Origin of the sequence: Microvenator marinus (genome assembly GCF_007993755.1) — a bacterium.
Classification (GTDB): domain Bacteria; phylum Myxococcota_A; class Bradymonadia; order Bradymonadales; family Bradymonadaceae; genus Allomicrovenator; species Allomicrovenator marinus.
This window is the reverse complement of the sequence record NZ_CP042467.1, coordinates 5,778,425-5,793,541: the sequence shown is the minus strand read 5'-3', so window position 1 is coordinate 5,793,541 and position 15,117 is coordinate 5,778,425. Positions and strand designations below refer to the sequence as shown.

13 protein-coding genes are annotated in these 15,117 nt (G+C 55.1%); 6 read left to right on the top strand and 7 right to left on the bottom strand.

Annotation, left to right across the window (positions count from 1 at the left end; all coding sequences use genetic code 11):
* Positions 1-115: 115 nt before the first annotated feature.
* Positions 116-625 (bottom strand): FKBP-type peptidyl-prolyl cis-trans isomerase, encoded by a 510-nt coding sequence (locus FRD01_RS23855; protein WP_146963703.1) that lies wholly within the window; start codon positions 623-625, stop codon positions 116-118.
* Positions 622-2,205, bottom strand: a complete 1,584-nt coding sequence (locus FRD01_RS23850) for a response regulator (RefSeq protein ID WP_249755865.1) — start codon at positions 2,203-2,205, stop codon at positions 622-624. The genes FRD01_RS23855 and FRD01_RS23850 overlap by 4 nt, the downstream gene beginning before the upstream one ends.
* Before the next feature lie 130 nt (positions 2,206-2,335).
* Between FRD01_RS23850 and FRD01_RS23845 the strand changes: the two genes are divergently transcribed.
* Positions 2,336-3,187, top strand: a complete 852-nt coding sequence (locus FRD01_RS23845) for an alpha/beta hydrolase (RefSeq protein WP_249755864.1) — start codon at positions 2,336-2,338, stop codon at positions 3,185-3,187.
* On the opposite strand, the gene FRD01_RS23840 is transcribed toward FRD01_RS23845, so the two are convergent.
* The gene (locus FRD01_RS23840; RefSeq protein ID WP_249755863.1) at positions 3,179-4,000 is read right to left on the bottom strand and encodes an exodeoxyribonuclease III; all 822 of its coding nucleotides are present in this window, start codon (positions 3,998-4,000) and stop codon (positions 3,179-3,181) included. The two genes, FRD01_RS23845 and FRD01_RS23840, sit on opposite strands and share 9 nt — an antisense overlap.
* An 84-nt stretch (positions 4,001-4,084) precedes the next feature.
* On the opposite strand from FRD01_RS23840, the gene map reads away from it, so the two are divergent.
* From map to FRD01_RS24560, 4 genes are all read left to right on the top strand, one after another.
* Positions 4,085-5,080 (top strand): type I methionyl aminopeptidase, encoded by a 996-nt coding sequence (gene map / locus FRD01_RS23835; protein ID WP_146963698.1) that lies wholly within the window; start codon positions 4,085-4,087, stop codon positions 5,078-5,080.
* An 82-nt stretch (positions 5,081-5,162) separates the two neighbouring features.
* Complete coding sequence (locus tag FRD01_RS23830; protein ID WP_146963696.1) at positions 5,163-8,963, top strand: serine/threonine-protein kinase; 3,801 nt, start codon at positions 5,163-5,165, stop codon at positions 8,961-8,963.
* Between the two features lie 192 nt (positions 8,964-9,155).
* Positions 9,156-9,659 (top strand): fasciclin domain-containing protein, encoded by a 504-nt coding sequence (locus tag FRD01_RS23825; RefSeq protein WP_430700866.1) that lies wholly within the window; start codon positions 9,156-9,158, stop codon positions 9,657-9,659.
* An 88-nt stretch (positions 9,660-9,747) separates the two neighbouring features.
* A complete protein-coding gene (locus tag FRD01_RS24560) occupies positions 9,748-10,959 on the top strand; it encodes an LOG family protein (RefSeq protein ID WP_249755862.1) in 1,212 nt (403 codons plus the stop codon).
* Positions 10,960-10,963: 4 nt separating this feature from the next.
* Here FRD01_RS24560 and FRD01_RS23815 read toward each other — a convergent pair whose 3' ends face one another.
* The 4 genes from FRD01_RS23815 to FRD01_RS23800 all read right to left on the bottom strand — a co-directional run bounded on the left by FRD01_RS23815 (position 10,964) and on the right by FRD01_RS23800 (position 14,137).
* On the bottom strand, positions 10,964-11,659 hold the full coding sequence (locus tag FRD01_RS23815) for a hypothetical protein (RefSeq protein WP_146963691.1): 696 nt from the start codon (positions 11,657-11,659) through the stop codon (positions 10,964-10,966).
* Positions 11,660-11,740: 81 nt separating this feature from the next.
* Positions 11,741-13,114: a hypothetical protein gene (locus tag FRD01_RS23810; protein WP_146963689.1), complete on the bottom strand. Its 1,374-nt coding sequence runs from the start codon at positions 13,112-13,114 to the stop codon at positions 11,741-11,743.
* 2 nt (positions 13,115-13,116) lie between these two features.
* A complete protein-coding gene (locus tag FRD01_RS23805) occupies positions 13,117-13,773 on the bottom strand; it encodes a fibronectin type III domain-containing protein (RefSeq protein ID WP_146963687.1) in 657 nt (218 codons plus the stop codon).
* Positions 13,774-13,786: 13 nt separating this feature from the next.
* Positions 13,787-14,137 carry a TraR/DksA family transcriptional regulator gene (locus FRD01_RS23800; protein ID WP_146963685.1) on the bottom strand — a complete coding sequence of 117 codons (351 nt, stop codon included), beginning with the start codon at positions 14,135-14,137 and terminating at the stop codon, positions 13,787-13,789.
* A gap of 40 nt (positions 14,138-14,177) precedes the next feature.
* Here FRD01_RS23800 and FRD01_RS23795 point away from each other — a divergent pair, with 40 nt between their 5' ends.
* The gene (locus FRD01_RS23795; protein WP_146963683.1) at positions 14,178-15,062 is read left to right on the top strand and encodes an alpha/beta fold hydrolase; all 885 of its coding nucleotides are present in this window, start codon (positions 14,178-14,180) and stop codon (positions 15,060-15,062) included.
* The last annotated feature ends 55 nt before the right edge of the window (positions 15,063-15,117 follow it).

Here is a 15,117-nt window from a genome sequence, read left to right as displayed (position 1 = left end):
CATACAACGAGACAAAGCAGAGCGGCACAACTACCTAACCCTAGGTAATTGCTCGCCTTTACCCGCCTCAAAATGATTCAGAAATTTTCGGCCGATATGGCCATCAGCGTCTAGATTAGTAGACCTGAATGAGCTCGACTTCGAAAACGAGCATGCCCGCGGGGAATCCTTCGGCACCCTTGTACGCGAGATTCTCGGGAATCCAGAACCTGCGCTTCTCGCCTTCTTTCATCTCACCAACACCTTCCTTCCAGCCTTCGATGACCTTGGTCAGTTCGATATCCAAAGGCTCACCACGCTCCACCGAGCTATCGAAACGCTCACCGTCAGTGGTCCACCCAGTATAATGCACTTTGACCTTCGCCAACTGAGACGCTTGGCGCCCTTCCGGATTCGGCTCTTGAAGCACTTTGTAGCCGAGACCGGATGCCGTCACGGTTGCGTCTTCGGGGATAGCTGCCACATCAGCCGGAGCCTCCAATGGGTCTCGCTCAGGCTCTGTGTTGACCTGCTGCTCTTCTTCAAGGGCCGCAGTCTGAGTCTCTACTGGAGTTTCATCTTCCACCGGCGCATTTCCGCCACAACCCCACACGAACAAAGCAACAATCAATACGCGCAATTTCATCTCTTCTCCTCATTTCGGGCATTCACCCGGTTCTTAATGGTCAATTCAACAGCTCTAATCAATTCTTCGGCACCAAAAGGCTTGGCCAAAAGTAGCGTTTCGGGACCAAGCGACTTCGAAAAATCCGACACCAAGTCGGTGTAGGCTGACATGTACAACACTGCCACGTCCGGACGAATTTCAACAATCTCCTCAGCCAGGCGCGGCCCAGCCACTCCTGGCATCACCACGTCTGTGAGAAGGAGGTCGATGGTCCCTTTATGAAGTTGGGCAACTTCGAGCGCCTCGTCACCGTGGCGAGCTGCAAGCACGCGATACCCAGCGCGCCCAAGCATGCGGCGCACGGCAGAAAGCACTCCCGGCTCGTCTTCGGCAATCAGGACCACTCCCCGCGTGCCTTCGGATTGTTTTTCCACGAGAACACGAGTCAGCGAAGCCGCACGATGGGACGCCTCTCGCACCGTCGCGAGTTTTTCGCGCAATTCGTTGTCGGAGGCCAAGCTCAGGAGCTCCACCCCGTTCAGAATCACGCTCAGAAGATTGGAAAACTCGTGCACCACGTTCTGGTCCAGGAGGAACTCGTGCGAGGTTTCGATCTCCACCCATTTTTCCGAATCACGCTTCAGGTCTGTGATATCGCGGCCAAGCGCCAGAAGCCTAGTCTTCCCCGCAATCTCAAGCCCTTCCATTACAACCTGAACCCAACGCAGCTCACCGGCATGATCTCGCAGCGGCCACTCGAACGACGAACCAGGCTTGAGCGCGGCCTTCCAATGCGCCTCACTCAGTCCGAACACATGTGTGGAAACTCGCTCGGTGAGCTCGCGAAACGTGCTCCCCACGACTTCACTTCGAGCTTCTCCAAGGAGCGCCTGCGCACCGTCGTTAATATCTAGAATCTGGCCGTCCTCCGGGTCAACCAAGAGCACGACGTCGCCAGATCGGTGAAAGAGTTCGCGATAATCGCTCAATGACTTACGCAGCGCCTCTTCGCTTTTGCGGCGCAATGTCACGTCGGACGCAATGCAAATGATACGGGCAAGGCTTCCGTCTGCGCCTAGTTCGGGAAACACCACGCAACGCAACCATACCGATTCGGTTCTCTTGAGTTCAACCTCGAGCTCAAGCGTCCTTGGAGACTTCAACACCGACTCTCTGCACTCTTTGAAGAACGAAAACTCGGACGCAATCTCCTCGATGCGCTGTCCAAACACGTCCTCAAAATCGCGCCCCAGCAAATTTTCCATACTCTGGTTGATGTACTGGAGGGCTTCGTCGGCGGATTCCACCAAAATGAAAAACGGCGACAAATCCAAAAGACGACGCAAGCCTGTCTCTTTTAGCCTGAGCTCGCGCTCGGCCTTGTCGAGCGTCTTCAGCTCCGATTCGAGGTAAGTGTTTCGCTGACGAAGCTTCCAACCTCGAAGCAGATCCTCCCCAAGACTGCGAAGCACCTCTCGCGTGGCCTCGTCCGGCCCTTCGATGACCAGATCACCAGAGACACGCAACTCTGCCCGGAACCCCAAATGTTCAACGAGGTTAAAATACGTTTTAAGATGCTCTTCAATTGAATCGTGCACGTCAGGTATCCTATACCGTTTTCAGAATCAAAGTCGAATGGTCGTCATGAGTCATCAACGTTCAATACGAGAAAAAGTCGGGTCAAAAACTGTAGAATCCTTCTTCGAAGGGCTCTCTTTTGCATCCAAAATGACCCCGAGAGCACGGCGAGAGCTTAACTCACTTTTCATCGAAAGGGACATTAAATACGGCTCTATGCCCGACCACACGCTGGATATCTACCATCCGGTCAAACCGCCCAAGGGTATTGTAGTCTACGTGCATGGTGGCGGTTTTCGAATCTTGTCCAAAGACACCCATTGGATCATGGGTTTGGGCTTCGCCCGCCGTGGTTATCGGGTCTACAACTTAAACTACCGACTCGCCCCCAAACACCCCTATCCTTCGGCGCTTGAAGACCTTGCGTTGGGGCTTGAGTGGATCCGAGCGCGCGACTCCAAACTCGGCAAACTTCCGCTGGTATTCGCGGGTGAATCAGCCGGGGCAAATCTGGTCAGCGCAACCACGCTCGCTGCGTGCAAACGGTTTTCCGAACCCTTTGCCGAAGAGATCTTTGAGCTCGGCGTTAGACCCGACGCTGTCCTAGCAAATTGTGGAGTGTTGCAGGTTTCAGACTGGCCGAGATTTGCACGCCGAAAGAATATATCGAAGTTTGTGGAAGAGAGACTCAAAGAGGTCAGCCTGGCCTACTTGCCCGACGACCGTCCAGGCACACTTGCAGACCCCTTGCTCATACTCGAGCAGGAGCGCGCGTGGGAACGGCCGCTGCCTCCTTTCTTCTCGAGCGTTGGAACCAAGGACCCACTCCTTGATGATACACGCCGGCTTGACCGAGCCTTGAGGGACCTCGGTGTCTACTCGGATTCACGCATCTACCCCGGAGAGGTCCACGCCTTTCACGCATTTATCTGGCGCGAGCAAGCCCTTCGGTGTTGGACGGACCAGTTTGCGTTTTTGGACCGAGCGCTTCACCTAGAATGACCAGTTGAAGTCGCCGGCAATCTCAGGCTTCACGCTGACCGAAATTGGGCAATGGTCGGAGCCCATGACATCGGCATGGATTTGCGCTGACTCCACGTAGGCATGGGCCGCTGGCGAAGCCAAAATATAGTCGATTCGCCAACCCACGTTTCGCTCGCGAACACCCTTTCGCTGGCTCCACCATGTGTAGTGCCCTTCGGCATCGGGGTGCTGGTGGCGGAATGTGTCCACGAACCCAGCATCCAACCAGAGCTGCAACGCCTCACGCTCTTCAGGCCTAAAGCCACTCGTCTTCTCATTTCCCTTTGGTCTGGCCAAATCAATCTCGGAAAGCGCGGTGTTGAAGTCGCCCATCACCAGCACCCTTCCGCCTGAGTCTATCTGGGGTTTCAGGCTTTCGAGCAGGTGCGCGTAGAAATCCAACTTATACGGAATTCGACTCAAATCGCGGTTCTTTCCACTACCGTTTGGGAAATAAACATTCCAGATATCCAGCTCACCAAATCGCGTCAGAATCGCTCTCCCCTCGTCGTCAAATTCAGGGCGCCCAAGGCTCGTCACCACGTCATTGGGCTTGGCGCTGGTATAGACGCCAACCCCGCTATATCCCTTCTTTTGGGCGGAAACAAAATGACTCAGCCAGCCATCTGGACTCTCCAGATCTTCTGAGAGTTGTTCGCGTTCGGCGCGCGTTTCCTGCAGCCCGACAATGCTGGGACGTGGCCGTGCATGAAGCCACTCCAAAAAGCCTTTCTGGTGCGCGGAACGAATGCCATTGACATTCCACGAGTAGATTTGAATCGTTTTTGCCATTTCGAATCTCCAGTCAGTTGGACGATTCGTCTATTATCGGGTATCTCTCCCCCCGTCTACGAGGCCCCTGAACCGGAAAGGACCATGAACGATAAAATCGGCCGCAATGACCCATGTTGGTGCGGAAGCGGCAAGAAATACAAGAAATGCCATCTCTCAACGGATCTATCAGCGTCCGGTCCCGTGGTACCAGATACCCGTATTCAGCCGGGAAAAGTCTCCCCGATACGACCGGTCCCTGACCACATTCCGCGCCCAGACTATGTGCTGAACAACGGACGACCGAAGGGCAAGCGCGAGTGGTGCACAAAGACTACCGAGGACCAGATCCAGCGCATGAGAGCAGCGTGCGAGGCCGCTCGAGAAACGCTTGATTATATCATCGACCATGTCGAGGAAGGCATCACGACCGATGAGCTCGATAGACTGGCGCACGAGAAGATGATCTCGCTTGGCGGCTACCCGAGTACGCTCGGCTACCAGGGATACATGAAGAGCATTTGCACCTCGATCAACGAGGTGATTTGCCACGGCATCCCGGATTCTCGCCCCTTAAGAAACGGCGAAATCGTCAATATCGACTGCACGATTTTTCTGGACGGCATGCACGGAGACAATTCCGAGACCGTTTTCGTCGGTCAGGTCTCTCAGTCGGCGCACCGTCTGGTTCAGACCACGTGGGAGTGCATGATGCGTGGCATCGAGGAGGTTGCCCCAGGTAAGCCATTCAACGCCATCGGCAAGGCAATCGAGACTCACGCACACGCGCATGGATATAGCGTGGTCAAGGATTTCACAGCTCACGGCATCGGCGAGATGTTCCATATGGAACCCCAACTCTTGCACTATTATTCGCCGCGCCAGAACGAGATCATGAAAGAAGGCATGACGTTCACCGTGGAACCCATGATCAACGAAGGTTCATGGCGATGCGTTATTTGGCCCGACGACTGGACTGCGGTGACCTCGGACCTCAAACTCAGCGCGCAGTTCGAACACACTGTGATGGTGACTTCATCCGGTTTTGAAATTCTTACCGCAAGCCCCCGCGCGCCCCGATTTCTACACGATAAGCGCTGAGCTTAATGACTCAGGCAATTCACTTTGCAACCGCATCATGGTAGAGCCATCCAAAGCAGACAGACCTGCAACAGGATGACGTATGGCGGTGCGACTCGGTCCTTTTGATATCCAATCCCAGTTTGCCACGGGCGGCATGGGAGAAATTTGGCGCGGCACTCATATTGAGCAGGCGCTTCCCGTGGCCATCAAGGTCATCACAGGCGCAAACGCCTTGATGCCTGAATATCAGGAGGAATTTCGGCGCGAAGTACAAGCCGTTGCACGCCTCAACCACCCCAACGTGGTGCAGATTTTCGACTACGGCACCCTGCCAGAAGAGGTCAAGTCACTCCCCGGAAACCTGATTCCCGGAAGCCCTTACCTCGTTATGGAGTACGCAAGCCGGGGCTCTTTGGCCACGCAGATCGACCCGCTAAACTGGCGCGATATCAAGAACATCTTGATGTCTGTGCTCGGCGGGCTTTCACACGCCCACGCATGCGGACTCGTCCACCGCGATATCAAGCCCGGAAACGTGCTTCTCGGCTCTCACCACGAGTCCCCCCCGCGCATCATCCTGACCGATTTCGGCGTCGCTCACGCAAAAGATGCCCATACCCGCACCGACGCTATGGACTTCACGTCCCGAAGCACCGAAGAAGCTTCCGGCACCCCTCGGTACATGGCTCCCGAGCAGTTCATGGGAAAATGGCGCGATTACGGCCCGTGGACCGACCTCTACGCCGTGGGAATCATGGCGTACCAGCTGGTCACGGGTGAGCTGCCTTTCAAGGGCGGCACGTTCATGATGCTCGCCATGGCGCATATCAACAATCCGATGCCGGCCCTCAAGCCTCGAATTGATGTTCCAAGAGGATTTGACGAGTGGGTCTCGAGAATGACCGCTAAGGCCCCGCAAGACCGCTTTCGCTCGAGCGCTGACGCCGTTTGGGCGCTCACACAGCTCGATGACTCGGCGATCCTCTTCGGAGAACTAAGCTCGGTTATGGGCCAAGACGAAGATGAGTTTGACGACGCCACGGACATGATGCCTACGCGCGTAGACTTCGCACTCCCGGAGGCGCTTCGAATCTTTACGATGAGCAAAACCGCTCAGCAACAACGCTATCCGGACGCACCCGCCCTCCCGATTACGTGGCAAGAGGCCGAGCCTCCAAAAGCTCAGAATAATCTTGTCGGCGCTGGTCTCGGACTCTTTGGACTTCGTACCATCCCGGTAGTCGATCGCGAATCGATTCGCACCTCACTCTGGGAGTCGTTCAAGCGAGTCTACATGGACGCGAAGCCCGAGGCCCTGGTACTTCGTGGCCTCGCTGGGTCCGGAAAAACACGCCTAGGAAATTGGCTTTGCGAAATGCTGGCCGAGATCGGCGCAGCCCACGTCCTTCAGACTACGCATGGCGAGATCAACTCTCCCACTCATGGACTCGGCTGGATGTTGACCAGCTATTTTCGGTCTGCTGGCCTCAACGCCGAAGATATGCAGGCACGCGTGAGCGCGGAGCTCGAGCGATTCGGAACACCTGACGAGTACGAAGTACGCGCACTTACCGAAATCATGCGCTCAAATATGGAGGAATCTGACCGAACCTCGAAATTCGTTCAGTTTACCTCACCCGACCAACGCTACGTGGTGATCCGGCGCGTGCTTTCCAGGCTCGCGACCACTCGACCCGTTGTGGTCTTTATGGATGACGCCCACTTTAGCTGGGACTCGATTGAGTTTGCCCGCCACGTGCTCGATGCAGAGGGGGAAAACCCGATCTTCTTCGTGCTCACAGTACGAGACGAAGCTCTTGCCGAGCGACCAGAGGAAAATGAGGCTCTCTCGGCCCTTCTCGCGCGTCCAAGTTCCTCATCTGTCAGTGTGGACCCTCTGAGCCGCGATCATATCCGCCAACTTCTGCAAAACCACCTTGGCTTACCTCAAGCTCTAGCGCACGACGTCTCTGGACGCTCGGCAGGCTCGCCACTCTTCGCCGTGCAGCTCGTTGAAGACTGGGTTAAACGAGGCGTGCTTGTGGAGGACAACGGAGCGCTCGTGGTCAAACACGGTGAGACCGCTACCGTCCCGAGAAACCTCGCCGCTGTTTGGGATAGCCGCATCGAATTCATCGTTCAGGTGTTTGCGCGTCCGGGTCAGGTCTCGGACGGAAAGATGCGACTCGGCCTCGACCCGGACAAAGTTCGGCAAGCACTCGAGGTCGCGGCAGCGCTCGGCCACGACGTAAGGCTCAAGGAGTGGGAAAAGGTTTGTGAAGCTCTCGACCTCACCATCCCCACCGGACTCATCAATGAGCTCGTCCGGCTAAGGCTCGCCGTTGAGCAGCCCAACGGATTTGCGTTCATCAACAACCAACTTCGCGACATTCTGGTTCAAAGTTCAGCAGACAACGACCGTTGGAAATCCCAGAACATGAACTCTGCGAAGGCACTCATGTCACTCTACGACCCAGACACCCCAGGACTGGCCCAAAGGGTCGGAAGACACTTTGTAGAAGGCCAGGCCTATCAGCTCGCCATCACCTGCCTGGAAGAGGCGTATCAGCGCGCCCACGGAGCTCCTGAACAACGAGATACGGCAGAAATCGTCGACCTACTCGAGATGGCCTACACGTCGATGGGAATGTCCCCAACCGATATTCGGTGGGCCGAACTCTGGGTCAGACGCGGCATCCCGATGGTGTACAGCGAGAACGAGGCAACCTTTAACCACGGTATTAGCTTGCTGGAGCGCGCCGAGGAGCTCGCCCGAGAGAGCGCGAAACCAAAGCTATTGGCCAATATTCTCAGGGCACAGGCATGGGCTTCAGTTTACGCGCGGAGGCTTGAACACGGCCTTACGCTGGCACAAGAAGCTTTGGAGCTTTCACAGGCGAAGCCCCATCACGCGGCCTCGTGCCACAGAACGCTGGGACACCTGCACTATCACAAGGGGGACTTTGAGTCCGCACGCTCAGAATTCGAGCAAACGATCGCGCTTGCGCCTGAGTCGGTCCATGCGATCTGGGCTCACACCCAGCTTGGCGACTGCGCTATCAAGGAAGGCCGGCTCGAAGATGCGCACACGATTCTAGACGACGCCATTGCCAAGGCTCGCGAGGCTTCAGTCTCTATGGCTGAGGCCCACGCACTAGAGTCGCTCGGCACCCTCGCCTATCTTCAGAACGACTTCGAGAGCGCAGAACTCAGGTTTAGAGAGTCATTGCAGATCCGAGAGCTTTTAAGCGGTGATTCTAGCCTTCGGTCGCGCTCCGAGGAACTGATTGCGAGAACACTGATCGCACGTGGAGAAATTTCAACCGCTCGGCCCATTCTAGAGCGACTGCATCAACGTGTGCTGGCCGGGGCGCGCAGCCCGTTCACACATCCCGCAGATGCCTTGGCCGCGGTGGCGACCGCCCAAAGTGATGAAGCGCTCTTTGCACAAACTATCGACGCAGCTTTTCAATTTGACCGAACACCTGATCACATTGAACTCGATATGTTGCGCCGCCTTTATGAATTCTCGATCCAAAATTATCTGGAACCAAATCTAGTCGATCGAAAGTTCGAGCAACTCGCTGAAATCTTTGACTTACCTGAAGAGTTTAAGACACAAATTTCAGAGCTCACTCAGACGATTCCCAGCGCCCCTCCAATGTCCGAAAGTAGCGAAATTCTGCCTGAAGTTCAGACACTTGGACACATCGAGGACTCGGAACCCGACGATTTTGAACCTGTGCAAATGGTAAATTCGGATGCACTTAATGCACTCGCACAATCATCCTCTCATTTCGAAGCTTTCGACCCAGATGCGTGGTCGGAAATTCCGGACTACGAGAGCGAGGCGAGTGAGGCCAGTGAAGTCAGCGAAGTCGAGGAAGAGGAGCGACCTTGACAAAACTTTGACGACGGTCTAACTCCGCTTTGTTGTTTGAAAAATCGTTTCAAAAAATCGCCTTATGACTGGTCAAAAGGCACACAGGAGACACACATGAAGAAGATGATCGCATTGCTTTTGCTCTCAACCATGGCTTTTGGTTGTAAATCTAGTGACATGGACAAGATGGCTGACGATGCCAACGCTTCGATGGAAGCAGAAGCAAATGCTGCTGCTGAGCAAGCAGAAGCTGATGCTAAAGCTGCCGCAGAAGAAGCAGTCAAAGTTGACGTTGTTGACACCGCTATCAGCGCTGGCACCTTCACGACCCTTGTTTCGGCTCTCACCGCAGCTGAGCTCGTCGAAGCTCTCAAAGGCGAAGGCCCATTCACCGTTTTCGCTCCTACCGACGAAGCTTTCGCTAAGCTTCCAGAAGGAACCGTCGAGGAACTCCTCAAGGCAGAAAACAAGGACCAGCTCGTCAACATCCTTAAGTTCCACGTTGTGCCTGCACGCGTCATGGCTGCTGATGTCACGACCATGGAAGCTGACACCCTCGCTGGTACCAAAGTAAACGTTGTCGTCGCTGAAGACGGAACTGTGACCTACCAGGGCGCAAACGTCGTCAAGACCGACATCGACTGCACCAACGGCGTCATCCACGTGATCGACACCGTCGCTATGCCTCCAGCAGAAGGTCAAGCTGCGAACTAATCGCAACTTAACTTGACACTTTAGATAAGACGCCGTGAGATCTCGTGGCGTCTTCTCTATTTCTTGTTCCATATCCAAGAGCCCAAACATGACTCCCAGATCGCTGCGTCGCAAAGAAGTCTACGAAGCCAATGAACTCAAAGCCGTGCTCGAAACCGAGAAAACATTGGCAGGATGGGTCATCCGGGACTTGGACCTGAGCTCGTTTGAGCTCAAAGTCAGTGTCGAAGACGCGATCTTTCTAGGATGTACCTTTGACCTACAACAGAAGCTCGACCTGATTGAACGCGGAGCGCACGTCTTCCCCAAGTTTTCAGAGGTCCCCTACGAGGTCTACCGACACAAACTCTACTCTCCAGAAGAGCTTCTAGAAGGCTGGGAGACAGGTTACACCCACACCACCGATTACCAAATCTACGCGCATTTTGACCGAGCAAGGAAATCGGCCGCCGGCGTTGGAATCCGTGAGGCGCTAGCTCAACGAATTCACGACCACGGCATCGACGATGGTATCGAGCATCTCATCTCGAGGGTCATTTCAAACGGAAGCCCGGGTGCCGTGGGCATCATGGGGGGACACGGAACCAAGCGTAACGACCCTTACTTTGAGGCGATTACGCGATTGACGTTCCGACTCGCAACCAATGGTTTCTTCGTCACAAGTGGCGGTGGACCGGGCATCATGGAAGCTGCAAACCTGGGCGCCTACCTTTCAACGTTCGAGGACGAGGGAATCGTTGACTTCGCGTTGGAAACCCTTAGTGCTGCCCCAAAGTTTGACGGTGGCTTTACCGACGGAACGCCCGAATTCTTGAGCGCTGTCTCCGAGTACATCCAATTGGCAAAAAATGTGTGCAATGCGTGTTTTGGTGACGATCCTGGACTCAGAAATACCTACCAGTGCACGTCTGGAAAGCCCGGAGAAAGCCTAGCCATTCCCACATGGTTCTACGGACATGAGCCCACCAACCTCTTCGGAACCCACGTCGCAAAGTACTTCTCGAACTCGTTGCGTGAAGACAATTTGCTGGCGATAAGCACTGCCGGCGTGGTCTTCGCGCCTGGTAGCGCCGGAACTCTTCAAGAGGTCTTCATGGACCTCGCCCAAAATCATTATGCCACATTCATTGTGCGCAGTCCGATGGTCTTCTTAGGCGTAGACGCCTACTCCGACCTCTTTGGCTTTATCAAGGGTTTCGTCAAGCGCCGCGGCATGGAAACGGTCTATGGAGACCTTCTTCTACTTACCGACGACATCGACGAGACCGTCGAGTTCCTCAAAGCCAACCCTCCACGCTAACCAATCAATTCAACGCCCTGTCTTCTACGCAGAGACCAGAAGTACAGGTCGTCCCAGTCGGACAGACGCCCGCGTCATCGCTGCAATCAATCCTTTCGCAACGATTGGAGGCAGAACAACCAAAGAGCGAATCCGGGCATTGACCATTCACGCACATCATCGCGCCACAGCGACCCGCCCCGGTACAGCTGAGCCCAGGAGGACAATCTGAGCTGGACTGGCAGGTGGTCACACAGACACCGTTGAAACACTCATCATCGCAATGTGAATCGGTCCCACATCCACCGCATGACCCACCAGGCAACGTTCGGTTGCAAAACGCACCATTCGGATTACTAGGGCAATCAGAGGACGCCACGCATTGACCGATCGGGCGCCCTTCAAAAGGGTCTGCCATGTCTTGAGGCATATCCACGGTCATATCTGCGGATTGATCCACGGACATGTCTTCAATCGACATGTCTTCTCCCGGCATATCCACGGTCATGTCTTGCAGAGCCATGTCTTCCGTAGTCATATCCTGCGCGGGCATGTCCTCCGCCTGCATATCCTGTGCGGCCATATCCTGCACCGGCATGACATCTTGGTCTGCTACGACACTGGAGTCAGTCCCCATATCGGTAGGTGTAGGTGAGGTTTCTGAATCGGAACAGCCGAACAGGAACAAGAGGAGTAAGGCGGTGAGTTTTGGGAGTTTCATTTACTTAGGCCACGGTCTTTGAAAGCTTGTGGGTTTCTGATGTCTGCCCTACCCATCTGACGAGGACAGAGCCCTCGTCGACTAGTTTGGATAGCAACCGCCGGACACGCAAGAGTACCCGCCGCGACATTGAGCGCTAGAGGTACACGGTTTGTGGCAATTGCCCACCTCGAGGGGAAGTCCTGCATCCGTTGTCCCAATGCAGACACCCTCGGTACACGGAGCAATGAGAGCGGCACAGAAGGTCGTGCAATAACCATTCGGATAGGTGACCATGGTCACGGTGTCAGTCGTCACGCAGGTCAGACCACCCGTACAGTTTTCATTTCCGGTACACGGCGCCCCCAGGGTTCCATTGCTCACAGGTACACACTGGAAGTTGGAGCACGTTTCGTTGCTCGCACACTGCCCACAATTCAAGGACTGACCGCATCCGTTTCCGGGTCGCCCACACTCTGCACCCAACTGCTGGCATGTCGAGGGCTGACAGGCGCAATCATTATCGTTCGCAGTGGTACAACCGGCGGCACAGCACCCATCGTTGTTCTGGCACTGTGTAATCTGCGCCTCGATGCACCTCACGTTACACTGTTCTTCATCGCCCGTGAGTGTCACTCGGGTACAAGCGTTCGGAGCCGTGCAGCTCGTTGGGCAGTTGCCATCGCAAGTTTCCCCTGGCTCGATGAAGTTGTTGCCGCACGTCGTCGAGCAGTCGCTATCAGTCGCGTTCGTGCAGCCTGCAGGGCAGCATCCATCACCACCCACACACGCACTGATTGGATCGTACTCGCAGCCAGCGTTGCATTGAGCCGCACTGCCCTGAAGTGAGGCTGTTTCGCAGGCATTTCGCGGCTGACAAGCGGTCGGACAGTTGCCATCACAGAGTTCACCAGCTTCGACCACACCGTTGCCACAGCTCGGTCCTACCATTTCACAATCCGAATCGTTCGACGCATCACAACCAGCCGCACAGCACCCGTCACCGTCGTCGCAAAGTATAATCGGTTCAGTTTCGCAGCGCGCGTCGCACGTTGAAGCAGAACCCACGACCACCCCTGGCGCACATGCTGTGCCCTGACAAGACGTTGGGCAATCACCGTCACAAATCTCAGGAGTCTCAACCGTCCCATTTCCGCAGGTGTTGGTGCAGTCCGAATCCGAAGACGCGTCGCACCCTTGGGGACAACATCCGTCGCCATCCGCGCAGGCTTGCGGTGTTCTCACACAACGCAGATTGCACTCATTGGCCGAGCCTACAAGCTCCGCAGTTTCACAAGACCCGGCACCACAGCTCACCTGACACGAACCCTCACCACTCGAAATTCCCGGGTCGCACGTTTCATTTGTGTCCAGTCGGCCGTTTCCACACGTGCCTGCAGGTGTGTTCGGCTTCTTTGCCACGTCATTTCCGCACCCTAAAAACATGAGCGCAAAGAGCAAAAAGAGTAGTTTCATGATCATTCCAACATCAATTTGGGCTTAATCAGCCCCTCATTTCTCAAGATATTCTGAAGGCCACGGTTGGCCCAGACCTTCGCACTCGGTCCAGTTTCTGACCAGTTGCCGGCTTCATCAGAAGCCAAAACCGTATAATCGCCGTCCACTTGGGTCGACTGATACTCGTACGTGGTCTCCTCCAACTCAATAATCATTTCGTCGCCGCGCATCAAACGATATTTCGTCACGGCGGTATCATCCGTCGCCGCTGGCCATTCAAATCGGACCATCGCTCCTAGCGCTCCCCGACTTTCTACAGTGGTCTGTAACACATCGGTCTCTTTCCAGGTCGGAGCATCGAGGTCACCTGTGAGCACACGAGCCTCCAAAGGTTTGGAGGCCTGCCCCTTCTTGTTTTCTGCTACGACCTGAAACACGTACTCGGTCTTTCCTTTTAGTTCAGTGGCCTTAAAGGTTGTGCTGTCCTTGACCTCACCGAGGACCTCTTCTCCGTGTTTGATCTTGTATTGCGCCACTTCCCCCGTTGCAGCGGGCCAATTCAGGCTCGCGCTCGACCCTTCGAGCTCGCCTGCCTCAAGCTTGGCATCGGCGGGCCATGTTGGCCCCTGAGAGCATCCAATGCCGAGGGAGACCGATAGAACTAAGAAAAACAACATGAATGTCTTCACTTCAACCACCTTGGGCACTTTGACAACCCACACATACCATCGATTCGGGCCGCGCCCGCAACCGCCTGTGATCAATCTCATCTTCGCAAACTCGACAAATCCCATACTCGTCCCGAGACATCGCATCGAGTGCCGCATGCACCAGCCTAAGTCGCGCTTCGGCGCTTGCACGTTGGTTTTGAGCCATTTTTTGCTGCTGCATCGCATCCACACGGGATAGTCTTCCTATAGCATCATCGGGCGCGATAGGTTTGGACATTTCTCGCAGTCCTACCAGAGATTCTTCGAGTTCTTCTTTCAATTCAAGCAGGCTCGATCGAAACTCTAGTAGAAGTGATTCTGGCATTACCATGAGATGACTCGCGCAGTAGCTAAACTTTAGGATCCAGCTGATGAATTCCAAGCCACAAGCATGGCCGAGATATACCGTCGCACGCGACGGAACCTCTATCGCGTACGAAGACCGAGGACAAGGCACACCGATAATATTCACCAACGGTTACGCCACTTCCCACTATTATTGGGAAGGTGTCCGCGCTCAGCTTGACCCCGAGTATCGCACGTTGATTTGGGATCTTAAGGGGCACGGCTATTCGGCACCCGCGCGAAACCTCGACGAATGCTCCATTCCCGCATGCGCGGACGACCTCATACGTGTCCTAGACGCCGCAGGGGTCGAAAAGGCTGTGCTGGCAGGCTTTTCCCTCGGGTGCCAGATCATTCTGGAGACCTGGCGGCAGCATCCTGACCGAATTCTGGCCTTCATCCCCGTACTAGGAACCTATGGACGCCCTTTTGATAATTTGCTTCACCCTCAATTCGGCAAGAGCGCGTATCGCGCCTTCAAGGCCATCGGACCGAAGATCTCGCGGTCCATCATGCCGGCCGTACGTCTGAACATGAGGCTTCCAACCACTCACACGGTAACTCGGATGACAGGGATGGTCGGCCCGGACGTAGACTTGGCGAAAATGAAGCCATTTTACGACCACTTCCAAGTTCTCGATGGACCGTCATGGATCGCAATGGGCGTCCACGCACAGGATCATAGTGCTGAGGATCTGCTCGAATCCATCGACGTACCAACGCTGATCGTTTCCGGGGGACGCGACGTCTTTACCCCTCATCGACTGAGCGTACACATGCACAAGAGCATCAAAGGCTCTGAGCTCTTTCTTCTCCCTAGCGCCACTCACGCAGGACTCCTCGAGCACACCGAGGCCATTTCCGCCAGAATCGGTGAGTTTCTTCACAGAAACGATTTGCACGTAAGTTGATGTAGGGAACTCTGGTGCTCTGCCACACATTTTGCTAAGCCTACCGTCCCATTAA